This is a genomic window from Vibrio sp. NC2, from assembly GCF_025195005.1.
GTDB classification, from domain to species: Bacteria; Pseudomonadota; Gammaproteobacteria; order Enterobacterales; family Vibrionaceae; genus Vibrio; species Vibrio splendidus.
Genome location: NZ_JANVFC010000007.1, coordinates 93,810 through 107,226 on the forward strand (window position 1 = coordinate 93,810; position 13,417 = coordinate 107,226).

The following is a 13,417-nucleotide window of genomic DNA, read 5'->3' on the forward strand; positions in this document are numbered from 1 at the left end:
TGCGGGTTGCGCGAGTCGGCTTTTATTCACTTCTCTTTCGAGTCTTTATCTCTATCTACGCACGATTAAAAAGCGTCATCCACGATATCTTTAAGTCGGTCGTAAGGCACATACCCTGGTAAAACATTTCCGTTCATCATCATGGTTGGAGTGCCCGTTAAGCCGAGTGCACTGAACGTTTGATGGTTAGTGGTTAGAACCTGGTTTTGTTCTTGAGTTGTTTTTAATTCCGCCTCTGTTCCCGTCTTCTTGGCAACGGCTTCTAGTGAGCTTTTCGAGTGAATACCGCTTTTCGCCATCAGCAATCTATCAACTTCAGGGAATGCTTCTGGGTTATCTTTCCATACTTTCATCGCGTATAGCGCCGCGTTGGTGTCTAGCCCTGCAACTTGTTGTTGTTTAAACGATAAGTACACGTTGATCACTTTAATGTCGCTATTTTCAGAGGCTAATTGAACCAAGCCTTTTTCCAATCGCTTACAGTAAGGGCAGTTATAGTCGGTAAAGTTAATGATGACCGATTTGCCATCCGGATTGCCCGTGATTGGGTGAGCGTCATTGTTGTACAACCAATCATGGCTTCCTGCTTGAGCTTTCTTCGACTGCTCTTGCCCTGCTACGTACTGCTCTAGGCTGGTATGCAAGCCAGAGATCGTAGAAGGGTTCTCTTTCAGAAATTGGTTAATCTCTTCAAGTTGCTGGGTTTGTTCTGTGCTTAACTCAGCGAAGGCACTTGTGCTCATTAGTGAGCCTAAAATCAGTGTACTAATCAGATGCTTTTTCATGCTATTTATTCTCTAATTCTTGATAATCGTGAGCGCTCATTGGGTCGCGCTCACGGAAATTCTGTTCGTTAAACGGGCTAAATCGAGTTATTCACCTTGCTTTGCTCTGTTTTTCTTTGTAAGCGAGTTAAGCAAAGTAGGTTCTCAACCAAAGCCCTATCGGGGAAGTAATGCCTGTTGCGATACTGCTAATCTTTCCATCTTTGATGATGACGATGCTTGGAGTGACATTAACGCCCCAACTTCTGCTGATAGATCCAGAAAGATCATTGATCACAGGGAAGTCATACTCTTTCGCCTCTAAGTAGCGCTGAACACGCTCGTCTGGACCAGACGATAGAGCGACCGAAACCACCTGATGGGAATCACTGAAGCTATTGACGGTTGGGCTTACAAATTTGCAGGCACCACACCAAGTCGCCCAAAAATAGACAATGACTGGCTTACCATTTTTGCTTAGCTCGACAACATCAATATCTTCGCCTTGGAGCGATTGACCCACAATTGGAATCGCGTCGCCCTGAGGCATGCTTCTGCTGTGATAAAAGTCCATCGCAAATGAAACCACGCCAACGATCAATATCATTGAAACCAGTTCCTTTCCCCACTTCTTAAGACGACTTGGCTTTTTGGTTTCAGCCTTTACAGCGCTGTCTTCAGTCGTGCTAGATTTATCTTCATTGTTGGGAGTCTTCATCCATTATCTCGCAGCGTCGATGGCTTGAACGACAGTGTCACTGTCGAGAATGACAGGCACTGGAATACCGCTTTTATAGCTTGGGCCGTAGACGATATTAAATGGCACACCAAATCGACCATTACTTTGTAGGTATTGAGTGACACTTTCACTTGGTGTTGTCCAATCGCCTTTCATCAAAACAATGTCTTCTTGCTGTAGGTGGCTGTAGACAGGGTCTTGGAGAATGACGCCGATCTTGTTGGCCTTACAGGTAATACACCACTCAGCGGTCACATCGACAAATACCGTTTTGCCTTGCTCAACCAATTGAGGGATTTGTTTTGCATCTAGCTTTTGCCAATCGAGATCGTCAACAATCGGTGTCGCCCAGTTATCAGCGGTGACACTACCGACGATCAATGCAGCACCAAACACCAAGGTTGTGGTTGCGACAATAGGAATAAGTACCTTGCGGCCCAACTTACGGCCAATCCAAATCAATACTGTAATCACGATAAACAGTGACAACAGGATCGTCGAGAATTTACCAATGAATGGGCTCATTAGGCTTGTTAACCATAGACTGGTAATGAACATCATTAAGCCAAATACCAGCTTAACTCTGAACATCCATGCCCCAGGTTTTGGAAGCAGTTTTGTAAGACTCGGGAACAGCGCGAAAATCAACCAAGGTGCACTCATACCGATGCCGAGTGCGATAAAGATAGCCCACAACTCTTGGTAGCTTGCCCCAAGTGCATAAGCAACTGCGGTTCCTAAGAACGGAGCACTACACGGCGTTGCCAACAGCGTCGCAAACATGCCTTGAATAAAGTGGCCTGAATGTGAGTCATCGCCTTTGGTTGCCATCCAAGTGTTCAAGCTGGAAGGCAGTCTGAATTCGAATAATCCAAGTAGATTAATCGAGAACAGCAAAGTGATGATCAGCATGAACCCGATGAACCAAACATTTTGGAACTGGATTCCCCAACCAATCGCATTGCCACCCATTTTTAGAACGGTCATGCCAAGGGCTAGGAGTGCAAATGATGTAATGACACCTGACGCAGAAGCTAAGAATGAGAGTCGGATATGACGATTAGATGCGCCTTGGTTTTGGATGATGCTGTTTAGCTTCATTCCTAATACAGGCAGCACACACGGCATAATATTGAGGATTAAACCACCAATCAAAGCAAAGCCGATCATTGCAAGAAAACCGTTGTTACTTGCTTGATAAGCAATAGGTTCTGAGCCGACTTGAGCGGTCATCTCTTCGGCAAAATTAGTGTCTGAAACGGTGACACTAACGGTGCGATCCGTTAAGTCGACTTCGCCTATCCAGTTGCTGACGTCAAATACAGCGGTCATCGTATTGCCGGTGATGTGGACGCTTGGTTGAGCAAAGAAATCATCGATGACTTCTTTGCCATCGATCAACACCATCGGCTTATCCCAGCCTTCGTTACTGGTTAGTTGAGTGACCAGTTGTTGCTTGCTTTTGTCCCAAAATAGACTGTTCACTGAAGTCCGGTTCGCTTCTCTTGGAGATTGGCTCATGCCTTGGTTGAACAAGAACATCGCTTCTTCATCGAACTGCAATTGCTGCGTGTCGATAGGGAGTTCGATGTCATAGTCAGTCAAAACACAAATATTGGTGCACGACGGGAACGAGAGAGAAGCCCTAAATACAGCAGGTTGCGTTTTGTCTTTCAACGTTAGGGTGACAGGAAAGCTTACGTGCTTTTTGTAGCCTAACGTCATCACGTCAAGTTGTTCATAGTATTTAGGGATCGGCCAATGCCAATCTACAGACTCTATATTAGTTGAATCAGACCAATCCCAGCTTGGCGGAATGCCACCTTCACCTGGGCTGCGCCAATAGGTTTTCCAGTCACCGTCGAGTGTAACGTCCAATACAGTTTGAACGGTACCGCCGTTATCCGACTGTTCACCTGTCGACATCATTCGCATCTTAACTGGCGGATGCTCAGGCACGCTTATCCAGCCCGTGGTTTGAGCCAGGGCGGTAAATGACGTCATGACTAAGATTGCAGTGACGAAAGCTTTTGCGCATGTGCGCATGCAGAATGCCAACGAATCGACAAACTTAGTTAGTAGTGTGTTGTACACAAATGTATCTCCAAAAAATAAATAAAAGGGTGGAATAGCCCGGTTATTTACTCTCTAAATATACAGTGCTTTAGGTGTAAGCGGTGTTTTGTAGGTCGAGAAGAGCGGTGATTCTCTCCGGATAATCTCGAGATGTGCGGAGATAAGTTGAATGCAACAGCAATAATCAGAACGAAAGGGATCAGCCAGCCCGTTTTAGGTGCGGCAAAGGTCAGCATTTTTGAACTTAGACTACACGAGCTTGAATTGGGTGACGTTAACATTTTAGACGCTTCTAAACCGAAAATACTCGCGTATAGAGCGGCCATTTTTTCTGAAGAAGCGATGTCGGTTTGAGGATTACTGGTTTTTGTATGAGTTTGCGCGTCAACTAGGATGGATTGACCATTAGCGGATGTAGATAACGATACTTTCTTTACGGCCAGAGTGCTCGCCAGGCAAGTTATGATAACCAGTCCGGTAAGGAGAAGTGCCCAAAGCGATTGCTTTTGTTGGCGATTCTGTGTGGGTAAGAAAAGTAGCGATGTGTTCAGCAAATTAGTCGGTAATCAAATCAGTTAGTTGTTAAAGCGAGCTCATTGAATTGTGGCTAGCTTAGATAAGTTCTCTTCGCGCCACAAGTCATAAAATGGTTAAAGTGAAACTATATATAAACGAGAGAAAATGTATATACACGAGAGACGATGATTAAACATGGACTCACGCGAATACGACATAGGGCTCTGGTTAAAGTTCACAATAACCGGCAGTTATAACTAATTTATTCTGTATCGATTTGTTTATTCACGATGGGGCTATGCAAAAAGCCCAACAGATCTTAGAGGAACTTATTGGGCTTAATCGTTGGTTTTATTGGAAAGGCTTAGTGAGTACGGCGAGGGCCATTACGTACTAAGTCTTTACCATTTTCGAAAACTTCTTTGGTGATCCAGCGAGCGAGCAGAACTTTGTGGCTGCTGTTGAATACAGCAACGAAGTGACGACCATCTGAATTATTGGTTGCCATGCCTACACCTTCAACGCCTTCAAGACCCAAACCGCCAGCTTCTACTGAGATTAGGAACTTTTCTAGTTCTTCTAAGGATTCGATAATATCAAGTTCGTTGTTCATTTCTATGCTCTCTTGCTGTTAGCTAACATCGGATTTAAGGCGTTTTTGTGCATGTGCTTAAGTGACGATATTGGCTGTTGTTCTTTGTTGGTTGCGTACTCTACAGATCATAAGAGGGGATTGGAACTCTCAAATATTAGATACGTACTGATATTTTGCGAATTTTTAACACAACATACGTTTAAATGCTTGTTATCCATATTCTTTTTACTACTATTTAAGGGGTCAATTTAGACATTCATAGGAATTAACATGATAAAGGTTTGGCGTTGTCTATTTTTAATGTTGTCGTTTGTGGCATCAGGGAGTTTTGCACAAAGTGTCGATAAAATAGCAGAAGTACAAGACCAGCTAATGCTGGACCTAACAACATTAGAAACAGCGCATGATGCTGAGAAGCCGTTTCTAGAAGATATATTAAGACGAAAGAACCAAGCACTACGTGAAGAGATTTTTTCACAGCTATCGTCCGATAAAAAGGAAGGGCTTGATGTCACTCTTGCTCAGCAGGTTGAACTCTTACAAAAATTGCTGTCATTGAATGAAGTTAAAATCGTTTCAATGAGCAAAGAAAACCGTTCCGCTGAAGGTGATGCTAAAAAACGCCTTGAATTACGCATTCAAAAACGAATCGGAATGATGGATGTCTATTATCAGCAGCTTGCTAAGACATTAGATTGGTCGAAAGAGCGTGAAGTTGATGTTGCGGTTCCTGAAGGTGAGCTCAAAACGGCACTTGTTTCTCGTTCTCAATATCTTACTAATGCAATTCTATACACGGATACACAACGTCAAGATTTAGAACGTCGGTTATCTTATGTAAGTGAAGAAGAGAAAGCGACGATTAAAACTGAGCTTGAACGCTTCAGTGAGCGAACCAGTGTCATGGTGGCGAGCTTAGAAGAAACCATCACGCTAATGGAACCGTTTGGCGTTGATGTGACTTCTTACAAGCGTGTGTTACTAGCAACGACAGGCGATATTAACGCTGATGTGTTGGATGTTGATGTTGCGTTGGATCTGTTGGATGGTTGGCTTCGTTCATTCAGTTCATGGGCGTTTGAAAACACCCCTTCATTTATCGTTAAACTCGCTCTGTTTCTCGGTATTTTATACGTAACTCGCCTTATTGCTAACGTGGCTCGTAAGACCGTTCGTAAGAGTGTTTCGCACTCTAAAATGGACTTTAGCGTATTGATGCAGGAGTTCTTCGTATCCATCGCATCTAAAGCGGTCGTGTTTATTGGTTTACTTATCGCTCTGTCTCAAATTGGGATTGAGCTAGCGCCACTATTAACCGGTTTCGGTGTGGCGGGTGTCATTATTGGTTTCGCATTGCAAGACACACTATCTAACTTTGCGTCAGGTTTGATGATCTTGATCTATCGTCCTTATGATGTGGGCGACATGGTTAAAGTGGCCGGCGTTCAAGGCACAGTAAAAGACATGAGCTTAGTGTCGACGACCATTCAAACCATCGATAACCAACGCTTGGTGATCCCGAACAACAAGATTTGGGGTGACGTGATCAACAACATCACTGCAGAACGTGTGAGACGTGTTGATATGGTCTTCGGCATTGGTTACTCAGATGATATCGATAAAGCGAAAGCGGTATTGAACGACATCATTCTTGCGCACCCTCTAGTACTGAAAAAACCGGAGCATATGATCAAGCTTCATACCTTGAATACGTCTTCTGTTGATTTTGTCGTCAGACCTTGGGTTAAGACCGATGACTATTGGGATGTGTATTGGGATGTGACGGAAACCGTGAAGAAACGCTTCGATGAAGAAGGTATCACGATCCCATTCCCTCAACGAGATGTGCATATTTACAATCACGAAGAGAGCTAAGCATGGCTTAGAGCCATCATTCTTAATGTGATATCAAATGGACGCTGAATAAGCGTCCATTTTTATTGGCTTCCGTTTATATTGAGCTTCATTCTTTTATGTCACTCAACCGCCTTAGAATTACGTTATGATGGGGTAGGCTTAGTTTGGACAGTTGAAAGCGAATGGATGATTCACAGCAAAAAACGAATAGTAGAAATACAACGGTAAGAAAAGCAACACGAATTGAAAGCGTCATGAACTCTGCGATGTGGCACCTAACCCAGAGAGATATGACGGAAAGTGAGTTGGTTGCGAAGCTCAAAGTGAAAACCGACAATCAAGAATGGATCGATGAAACTCTAGGGACACTGAAAGGCTTTGGGTATCTCAAGTCTGACCAAGTGTTTGCAGAACAATTCGTGGAACAAGCTTTTTCTGGTGAATTCGGTTCTCGATATATTGTCGAAAAATTGAAGAAGAAAGGCCTGACCGATTCAGTGATTTCTGATGCAATCCATAAAGTGTCCTTCGAAAAGTCTATTGATGAGCAAACCATCTTGATAGACCGTATCAACCATTACTATACAAGTTTTACCATGAGCCGTGAAAAGCTTGTCGCGACCCTGCAAAAGCGTGGTTTTAGCTACCAGCAGGTGAAGGTAGCGATTGACCAGCACACGCAGTCGCATGAACTGAAAAGTAATATTCAAATTAAGGCAGAGAAAGCTGATTTGGAAAAAGAGGTGCTTAAGTATGCTCGTAAAGGCAAAGGCTTGACTGCTATTCAGCAAGAGCTCAGACAGCGACAAATCGACACCAGCGAGTTGTCATCGTTGGTCGACCGATTAATTAATGAGGAGCAACTGGATTTCTATTCATCTTGTTTGGAACAGCTGCAGAAGAAATCATATGACCTCAACGATCACAAAGAACGCTCAAAGGCTTACGCAATGTTAAGTCGAAAAGGCTTTTCGTCGGATGAAATCAAATTTGCTCTGAGTGAAGGCAACGAATAACAACCAATATTATGCGTAAAGAGTGCACATAGCCTTGCTTTAACGTGTCGTGTGTAGGTTTTCTGTAAGACCTAGGCCATTGCGTAAGGCGAATTGAATCAGGTCATTGTGGCTGTTTAAATCGAGTAATCCAAGCATTCTGTATTTATGCGATTCTATCGTTCGAGAGCTAAGGTGGAGCTGTTCTGCACACTCTTTTGCACTAAACCCTTGAGCAATGAGAGCCAAAACCTTGGTTTGTTTTTTTGTGAGTAATAATAGCTTATCACTATCATCTGCAAGCCGATTCTCATTTTGTTTTAGTGTCCTCGCTAGCGTTGAGTGCTGCCAATAACAGAGCCAAAGTTCACAGACTAACTTTAAGCGCTGGATGTCTTCGAGGTCGAAGGTGGTTTCGTTGTCGTGAAAGTTAGTAAAAGACAATGCTCCCCAGCGTTGGTTAAACAGCTGCAAAGGAATGATGCAGTGCCATCTTCCCCCTTCTTTATAGATCTTCTTTAACACATAGTTTTTGGTTGAAACGAGCTCGTCACTGGTAAAGGTGAGATATGTTTCATTGGTTTTCAATAGCTTTAGGTAATCAAGGTAGTTACCGCCAACCAAACTTTTCTTATCGACAGGAGGTATGTTTGCTTTGGATACTGAACAAGTTTTCCCGTCTTCAAGTAAGACCATTGAATTCGGGTATAGCGTTAAACGATCAATCCCGAACCAATCGAGAACGTCAAAGCTTGCTTCTGACCACGTTGTTTGAAAGTTTTTAGGATCGCTATTAATAAGAGAGGTTGATTGTTTCATTAATAGCTGTTCAAAACTTAGGCTTAAAGCAGACACGTTTTTCCTTTCTCGATACATTCATTAGGTCAATACTCAGAAGATATTCGTTCGAGTGGCTCAGTGCAAGATAAGATTCTTATATATATCATAGGTTCTATTTTTAAGTTTTTTATAACTCTTAGTTCTAGATTGTCGAATGATAAGCAGTACATTTACTGCATTAATTGAACGGTGTTTTTTAATAAGATCGGGCATTTCTATAACCGAGTAAACACTGTGATAAGTTTAAGGGCGTTACTGTCTATTTCAGTCTCGATGTTGACCTTTTTTCATTCCGTTACACACGCGAATACCTCTCCAATGTTTGTTTACGCGCAATCTCAAATTCATTCAAATGTGCTTTCAACACAACTTCGTTCTGCTCAGCCTAAAAGAGTAGGGACCATTGAGTTCAAGTCCTCCTATACCCAAGCCAGTATATGGGCACACACGAGTGCGTATGCTCTCGACTATTATCAAAATCAATCCAATATTGCGATTGAGTGGCAAGCTTCACCTGTCTGGAAAACGGAGCTGGATTACCGAGTTGTGACTGCAAAAGATAATGGTTAGACAGTTTTGTGATGGGGTTTCATGACCTGTTCCGCATTGGCCAGAATGGTCGCGATCAGGTGGCGGAAGATCAGTTCACCATGGGTTTTCATAATGCAGGTGTGCACGTGTCTGATTTTGAAGGTGATGATTTAACCAACGCGCTGACGTTCTACAATGAACTTCTACTGTATTCTAGAGGGCCAATGTCGCTCTCGGCTGGTGGCTCTTTGTTTTACAACAATGTAAGAAGTGGGCAGTTTGCGAGAACCAGTTTTGAGCAAGGTGTTCAGCTTAACTACAGCTATATCACCCCTAGGCACAGCGTTTTTTCAACCATTGGTCTTGTACATCGAGATAGCGATGTGTATGTCGTTAGTCTTGAAAATTTCAGCGCAAGTTGGGCAATTGGGTATGAGTATCGGTTGAATCAACGCCATAGCTTATTGATTGAATCTCTCAATTTCCAAGGCTGGGCGACCAATGATCCGGATTTTTCTGAACCTTCTAACGAGGTCGTTTTGGGTTATCGCTACCGCTTAAATCAACTCGTAGTCGAAGCGCTGATGATTGAGAACATCCGTAATATGGATAACAGCACCGATATCGGCTTTACACTCGGATTACGTTTTTCAATATAAACGATACATTAATATATTCTTATTTCATGAAATTCACCAAGGCTATAAAATTTTCAGTAAATTTACGGTATATCAATAACGTGTTTTTTTGAACAATAGCGCCACTCCAAAAGGCCGGATTAACAAGGCCGAATCAATATATAGGTAGTGGTTATCATGAAAAAGACATTAGTAGCACTTGCGATTGCGAGCATTTCAAGTTCAGCTTTCGCTGTAAGCACAAGCAGCCAAAACAGCCAAAACGAAGATATGTTTGCATTCGATTCAATGCACAAAGATCAATTCTCAGTATCAGGCTCTTTTGGTGTTGGTGGTTACTACGACACAGGCTCTAAAGCTTTTTACGATGACTGGGCTACAGGTCTAACATTGGCTCTTAACTACCGTAACAACCGCGTAGTGGCTTACGTAGAAACAGACTTAATGCTTCAGTACACGACAGACAACAACGTAGCGGATGCTGACGCTGCAACTTCTGCTTGGGTCAACGGCATCGATACAGGTCCAGCAACTCACGTAGACAAAGCTTGGATTGGTTTTGACACTGGCTACGGTATTGCTTCATTTGGTTGGGAAAACGATACGGCTCTAGATAAAGTCGATGGCGCTGGCGACACTACTTACGAGTTTGGTGCTTCAGCTGGTGATGCTTCTGACGGCTTCAATGTTGTTAAATTCCAAGGCGCAACAGACGGTATTGCTTACGGTATTTCTTACTTTGAAACAGGTGACGATCATAATGATGCGGATAAAGGCATTAACGGTTACATCGGTTTAGAGCAAGAGGTATTCAACCTATACGCAGGTTATGAAGCTCGTGATGACGATGCTGATTACGAAGTTTATACAGTGACAGGTAACGTTAAGGTTGGTGCTCTTAAACTGGGTATGAACTCTTGGATTGAAGAGAGTGATTCTGCTAAGAACACAGGCTACTACGTTTCAGGCGGTTACACAGTTTCTGAAGACCTAACAATCGCAGCGGGTTATGCATCTAGCAACAATGAACTTGATGGCCAAGCAGATGTAGATGCTTCTTACATCAACATCGCGGCAATGTACCGTATCGCTGACAACGCTGACATGGGTATTGATATCAAGCAAGATATTGAAGGCGCTCGCTCAACTGGTAACACACAATACGACGAAGAAACACACGTATTCGCAGCAGCTTACTACTACTTCTAAGAACTTGAACTCTTCAGAGTTTAAGAGCTTCTAAGACATTTGATGGTAATGGTGTAATAGCTTGCCCGGTCGTTACACCATGTTCTCTTCTTTTTGCAGTGTAAGCATCCACAGATTGATATGTGGTTTGTCACTCAAGTGCTACGAGTGGAATTATTATCTGGAGAAATGTAATGATTAAAAGCATTACAGCCCAGGGTGTTATTTATGGAAATGATACCCTGTTTACGTGTAAACCGAATCGTAATGGACTATTTGAATTGGCGCGTAAACATGGAAGAGTCGCAGGTACCCGCCCACAAGATCTCAAGAACAAGGTTTATGCTGAATCTCTTGATGAAGCTTGGAATCTACTCAAAACAGAGAAGTTTTATATTGTTTTGACGGGGCAAGTATTTGGCATTCATCGAAAATCATTGCGAAGTGCTGATTCTGTTGATGTTGAGTTTGATACTGAAACTCGCTCGACATGTGTCACGGCATAGATCCAACGCTGAATATAAAAAGGACGATAAATTATCGTCCTTTTTTCGTTTGAGTTTTTTGGTTCAACCTTGGTTACAGATGCTCAGCACCCGCTATCGGCCGTATTGCCCAACGATAAAGTGTTCAAACTCATCACACATCTGATGGTTTGACTTATCATTATTCGCCAACTCGGTGGCCCCATCAACGATCGATATCTTCGCATTCAAATCAGCGACTGGTGATCGTTCTCTTGTCGACAGCTGTTTGATTTTTTGCTCCTCAATCGCCCAAGCTTCTTCTGGCGATAAGTTGCACTCGTCAGCGAGGTATTTGGCATTAAAACCTTCCCCAGTCAGGCTTTCGATTGTCCCATTATGATTCACGCTATTTCCTTGATGCCAATAGTGCTTAGCTAACAAAGGGCCTATTTCTGGGTTATCCGTTAGGTAGCCAAACTTATCGGTGAAATACGCACGAGTTTGATACACCGCCATATGAGCCAGCAGGTAACCTTGATATGCGCAAGAGGCTTCATCCGACAATAGATGCGGGATCGCCATTAATGGGCGAGGGCTACAAGCCAATCCAAGAATCGTTTTCTCACTGCTACGAGCAAGAGCGGTGATCTTTTCAGGTGTCAGATCTTCATCCGCCAATTCGTAAAGTGCTCGCTCGAAATACGGAACCACTAAAATGCTGCGTTCTTGATAAGCTCTGAAGGGTTGTTTGTTATCGATGATTGCTTTGATTAACTCGTCAGGTACTGCTTGGCCATCTGCATTAAGCGCGTATTGTTTGAGCCAATCGGCGTCATTCAATAAGCTGTCACAGAACATGGATTGCGTTTCGGCATAAGCCATCGAGGTTGGTGCAAATTCCTGAGAGAAACAAGGCGCGTTCATCTTAACGTTGGCGAAATGCGCTGCGTGGCCGCCCTCGTGAAATAGCGTGTTGATACCATCATAACCGCTGCCGATTTGGTCGGGCTTGGCGTTGCTCGTGAAGTTAACTTGAGCCGCTACCCAAGTGTCTTGATCGTAGAAAGATGGGATAGGGCCATGGCAGAAACCATTAGGGTACTTACCTTTACGATCCAGCAGATCCAATTTTAATGTCGCTTGAGAGTATTCGATGTTTAGGCGACCAAAAGATTCAATCCAGCGTCGAAGTGACTTTGAGAACGGAACATAAGGATCAAGATCATTCATAACGTCACCTGCAAAAGAGTAGGTAAAGTTGTGGGCTTGAAGTGCACTCTCGCCTTTCTGTTCTGCCAAATTGGCTAGGCTTTGCTGATGGTTATCGCGCGTACGTGCTTCGAAGTCGTCAAGAATCGTAAACAGCTGCTTTGTCGTCATCTGTTCGGTTTTAACCACCGAGTAATCAAAGAAGGTTTTAAAACCCAGTGATTGAGCAAATTGGTTACGTTTTTTGAGCAGTTCAATGAAGCCGTTAGCCAGCAGCCACTGTTCTAAATCTAATAGTGCTTGATGTGCAGAAAGCCTAACTTGTTCATTACCATTACTTCTAACGGCTGAACCTAAAACGGGCAGCGACCCTTCTGTTTCGTCGCCTGTTTCATTTACGTAAGTCATCACATGGTTTTGTTTTTTCTCAAACAGTTCAGCCTCAAACTTTATGAGTTCGGCTTTAAGCTTCTGTGACTGTTCAGACTCAATAGCGTGAGATCTAAAGGTCGCTAACCAACCATTCAAGCCTGTCAGGGTACTCTCTTTTTCTAGGGGATCTTGAATTTTATCGATAGCAGCTAGTTGAGTTTCGATAGCAGCAATCTGTTCGGCAGAGCTTAGAAATTCAGTCCACTGAGTCTGCGCGAGTGTCGAGCCATCGTGGTCGTCACTGATCCCCATATATGTATCCCAAAAGAAGTCTTCTTTCGCTTTATGAGTCGCAAGATACTTTTGATTCAATTGGTTGAGATAGTTCGTTGCAGTCATGACATTCCTTGAAAATTAACCAGTAATTTCAACATTATGACACATTCATTGAATGTATTTTGTGATGTTGCATATAACGGAATGTAAGTCACAGCCTATTAGTTTACTTTACAGCGTATTAGTGATAATTAATTAACTGTTAATGATTTGTTGTTTGCTAGTATTAACTAAAGAGAGTGTGCTGATTTCTCCGGCTTTTTATTGAGTAAATTGATGTTCTCAGGTCAGCGT

The 13,417-nt window shown here is 43.1% G+C and carries 10 protein-coding genes and 1 pseudogene; 5 read left to right on the forward strand and 6 right to left on the reverse strand.

The window, feature by feature from the left end; all coding sequences use genetic code 11:
• Window positions 1-65 precede the first annotated feature (65 nt).
• The 4 genes from NX845_RS11695 to NX845_RS11710 form a co-directional block, all read right to left on the reverse strand.
• Entirely contained in the window at window positions 66-785 is a 720-nt protein-coding gene (locus NX845_RS11695; protein ID WP_102492423.1) for a DsbA family protein, read from the reverse strand.
• A 127-nt stretch (window positions 786-912) separates the two neighbouring features.
• A complete protein-coding gene (locus NX845_RS11700; RefSeq protein WP_102575135.1) occupies window positions 913-1,482 on the reverse strand; it encodes a protein disulfide oxidoreductase in 570 nt (189 codons plus the stop codon).
• Between the two features lie 3 nt (window positions 1,483-1,485).
• Entirely contained in the window at window positions 1,486-3,549 is a 2,064-nt protein-coding gene (locus NX845_RS11705; RefSeq protein ID WP_102575136.1) for a protein-disulfide reductase DsbD, read from the reverse strand.
• Between the two features lie 910 nt (window positions 3,550-4,459).
• The gene (locus NX845_RS11710; protein WP_004731805.1) at window positions 4,460-4,708 is read right to left on the reverse strand and encodes a hypothetical protein; all 249 of its coding nucleotides are present in this window, start codon (window positions 4,706-4,708) and stop codon (window positions 4,460-4,462) included.
• Between the two features lie 252 nt (window positions 4,709-4,960).
• Here NX845_RS11710 and NX845_RS11715 point away from each other — a divergent pair, with 252 nt between their 5' ends.
• Together NX845_RS11715 and NX845_RS11720 are read left to right on the forward strand one after the other, a co-directional pair.
• Window positions 4,961-6,565 carry a mechanosensitive ion channel family protein gene (locus NX845_RS11715; protein ID WP_260256843.1) on the forward strand — a complete coding sequence of 535 codons (1,605 nt, stop codon included), beginning with the start codon at window positions 4,961-4,963 and terminating at the stop codon, window positions 6,563-6,565.
• A gap of 164 nt (window positions 6,566-6,729) precedes the next feature.
• Window positions 6,730-7,563 carry a regulatory protein RecX gene (locus NX845_RS11720; RefSeq protein ID WP_004731801.1) on the forward strand — a complete coding sequence of 278 codons (834 nt, stop codon included), beginning with the start codon at window positions 6,730-6,732 and terminating at the stop codon, window positions 7,561-7,563.
• A gap of 39 nt (window positions 7,564-7,602) precedes the next feature.
• Here NX845_RS11720 and NX845_RS11725 read toward each other — a convergent pair whose 3' ends face one another.
• A complete protein-coding gene (locus NX845_RS11725; RefSeq protein WP_121602311.1) occupies window positions 7,603-8,397 on the reverse strand; it encodes a response regulator transcription factor in 795 nt (264 codons plus the stop codon).
• Window positions 8,398-8,655: 258 nt separating this feature from the next.
• Here NX845_RS11725 and NX845_RS11730 point away from each other — a divergent pair.
• The 3 genes and pseudogenes from NX845_RS11730 (at window position 8,656) to NX845_RS11740 (ending at window position 11,245) form a co-directional block, all read left to right on the forward strand.
• A pseudogene (locus NX845_RS11730) lies at window positions 8,656-9,572 on the forward strand (DUF3187 family protein).
• Between the two features lie 156 nt (window positions 9,573-9,728).
• Entirely contained in the window at window positions 9,729-10,760 is a 1,032-nt protein-coding gene (locus NX845_RS11735) for a porin (RefSeq protein ID WP_029222278.1), read from the forward strand.
• A gap of 173 nt (window positions 10,761-10,933) precedes the next feature.
• Entirely contained in the window at window positions 10,934-11,245 is a 312-nt protein-coding gene (locus tag NX845_RS11740) for a hypothetical protein (RefSeq protein ID WP_004731791.1), read from the forward strand.
• 93 nt (window positions 11,246-11,338) lie between these two features.
• On the opposite strand, the gene NX845_RS11745 is transcribed toward NX845_RS11740, so the two are convergent.
• Window positions 11,339-13,186 (reverse strand): M3 family metallopeptidase, encoded by a 1,848-nt coding sequence (locus NX845_RS11745; RefSeq protein ID WP_017094879.1) that lies wholly within the window; start codon window positions 13,184-13,186, stop codon window positions 11,339-11,341.
• Between the last annotated feature and the right edge of the window lie 231 nt (window positions 13,187-13,417).

What these genes read in the sequence shown, in the direction of transcription:
- NX845_RS11745 (WP_017094879.1), bottom strand. Translation starts at nt 13,186, where the DNA reads ATGACTGCAACGAACTATCTCAACCAATTGAATCAAAAGTATCTTGCG.
- NX845_RS11740 (WP_004731791.1), top strand. Translation starts at nt 10,934, where the DNA reads ATGATTAAAAGCATTACAGCCCAGGGTGTTATTTATGGAAATGATACC.
- NX845_RS11695 (WP_102492423.1), bottom strand. Translation starts at nt 785, where the DNA reads ATGAAAAAGCATCTGATTAGTACACTGATTTTAGGCTCACTAATGAGC.
- NX845_RS11710 (WP_004731805.1), bottom strand. Translation starts at nt 4,708, where the DNA reads ATGAACAACGAACTTGATATTATCGAATCCTTAGAAGAACTAGAAAAG.
- NX845_RS11705 (WP_102575136.1), bottom strand. Translation starts at nt 3,549, where the DNA reads ATGCGCACATGCGCAAAAGCTTTCGTCACTGCAATCTTAGTCATGACG.
- NX845_RS11720 (WP_004731801.1), top strand. Translation starts at nt 6,730, where the DNA reads ATGGATGATTCACAGCAAAAAACGAATAGTAGAAATACAACGGTAAGA.
- NX845_RS11715 (WP_260256843.1), top strand. Translation starts at nt 4,961, where the DNA reads ATGATAAAGGTTTGGCGTTGTCTATTTTTAATGTTGTCGTTTGTGGCA.
- NX845_RS11735 (WP_029222278.1), top strand. Translation starts at nt 9,729, where the DNA reads ATGAAAAAGACATTAGTAGCACTTGCGATTGCGAGCATTTCAAGTTCA.
- NX845_RS11700 (WP_102575135.1), bottom strand. Translation starts at nt 1,482, where the DNA reads ATGAAGACTCCCAACAATGAAGATAAATCTAGCACGACTGAAGACAGC.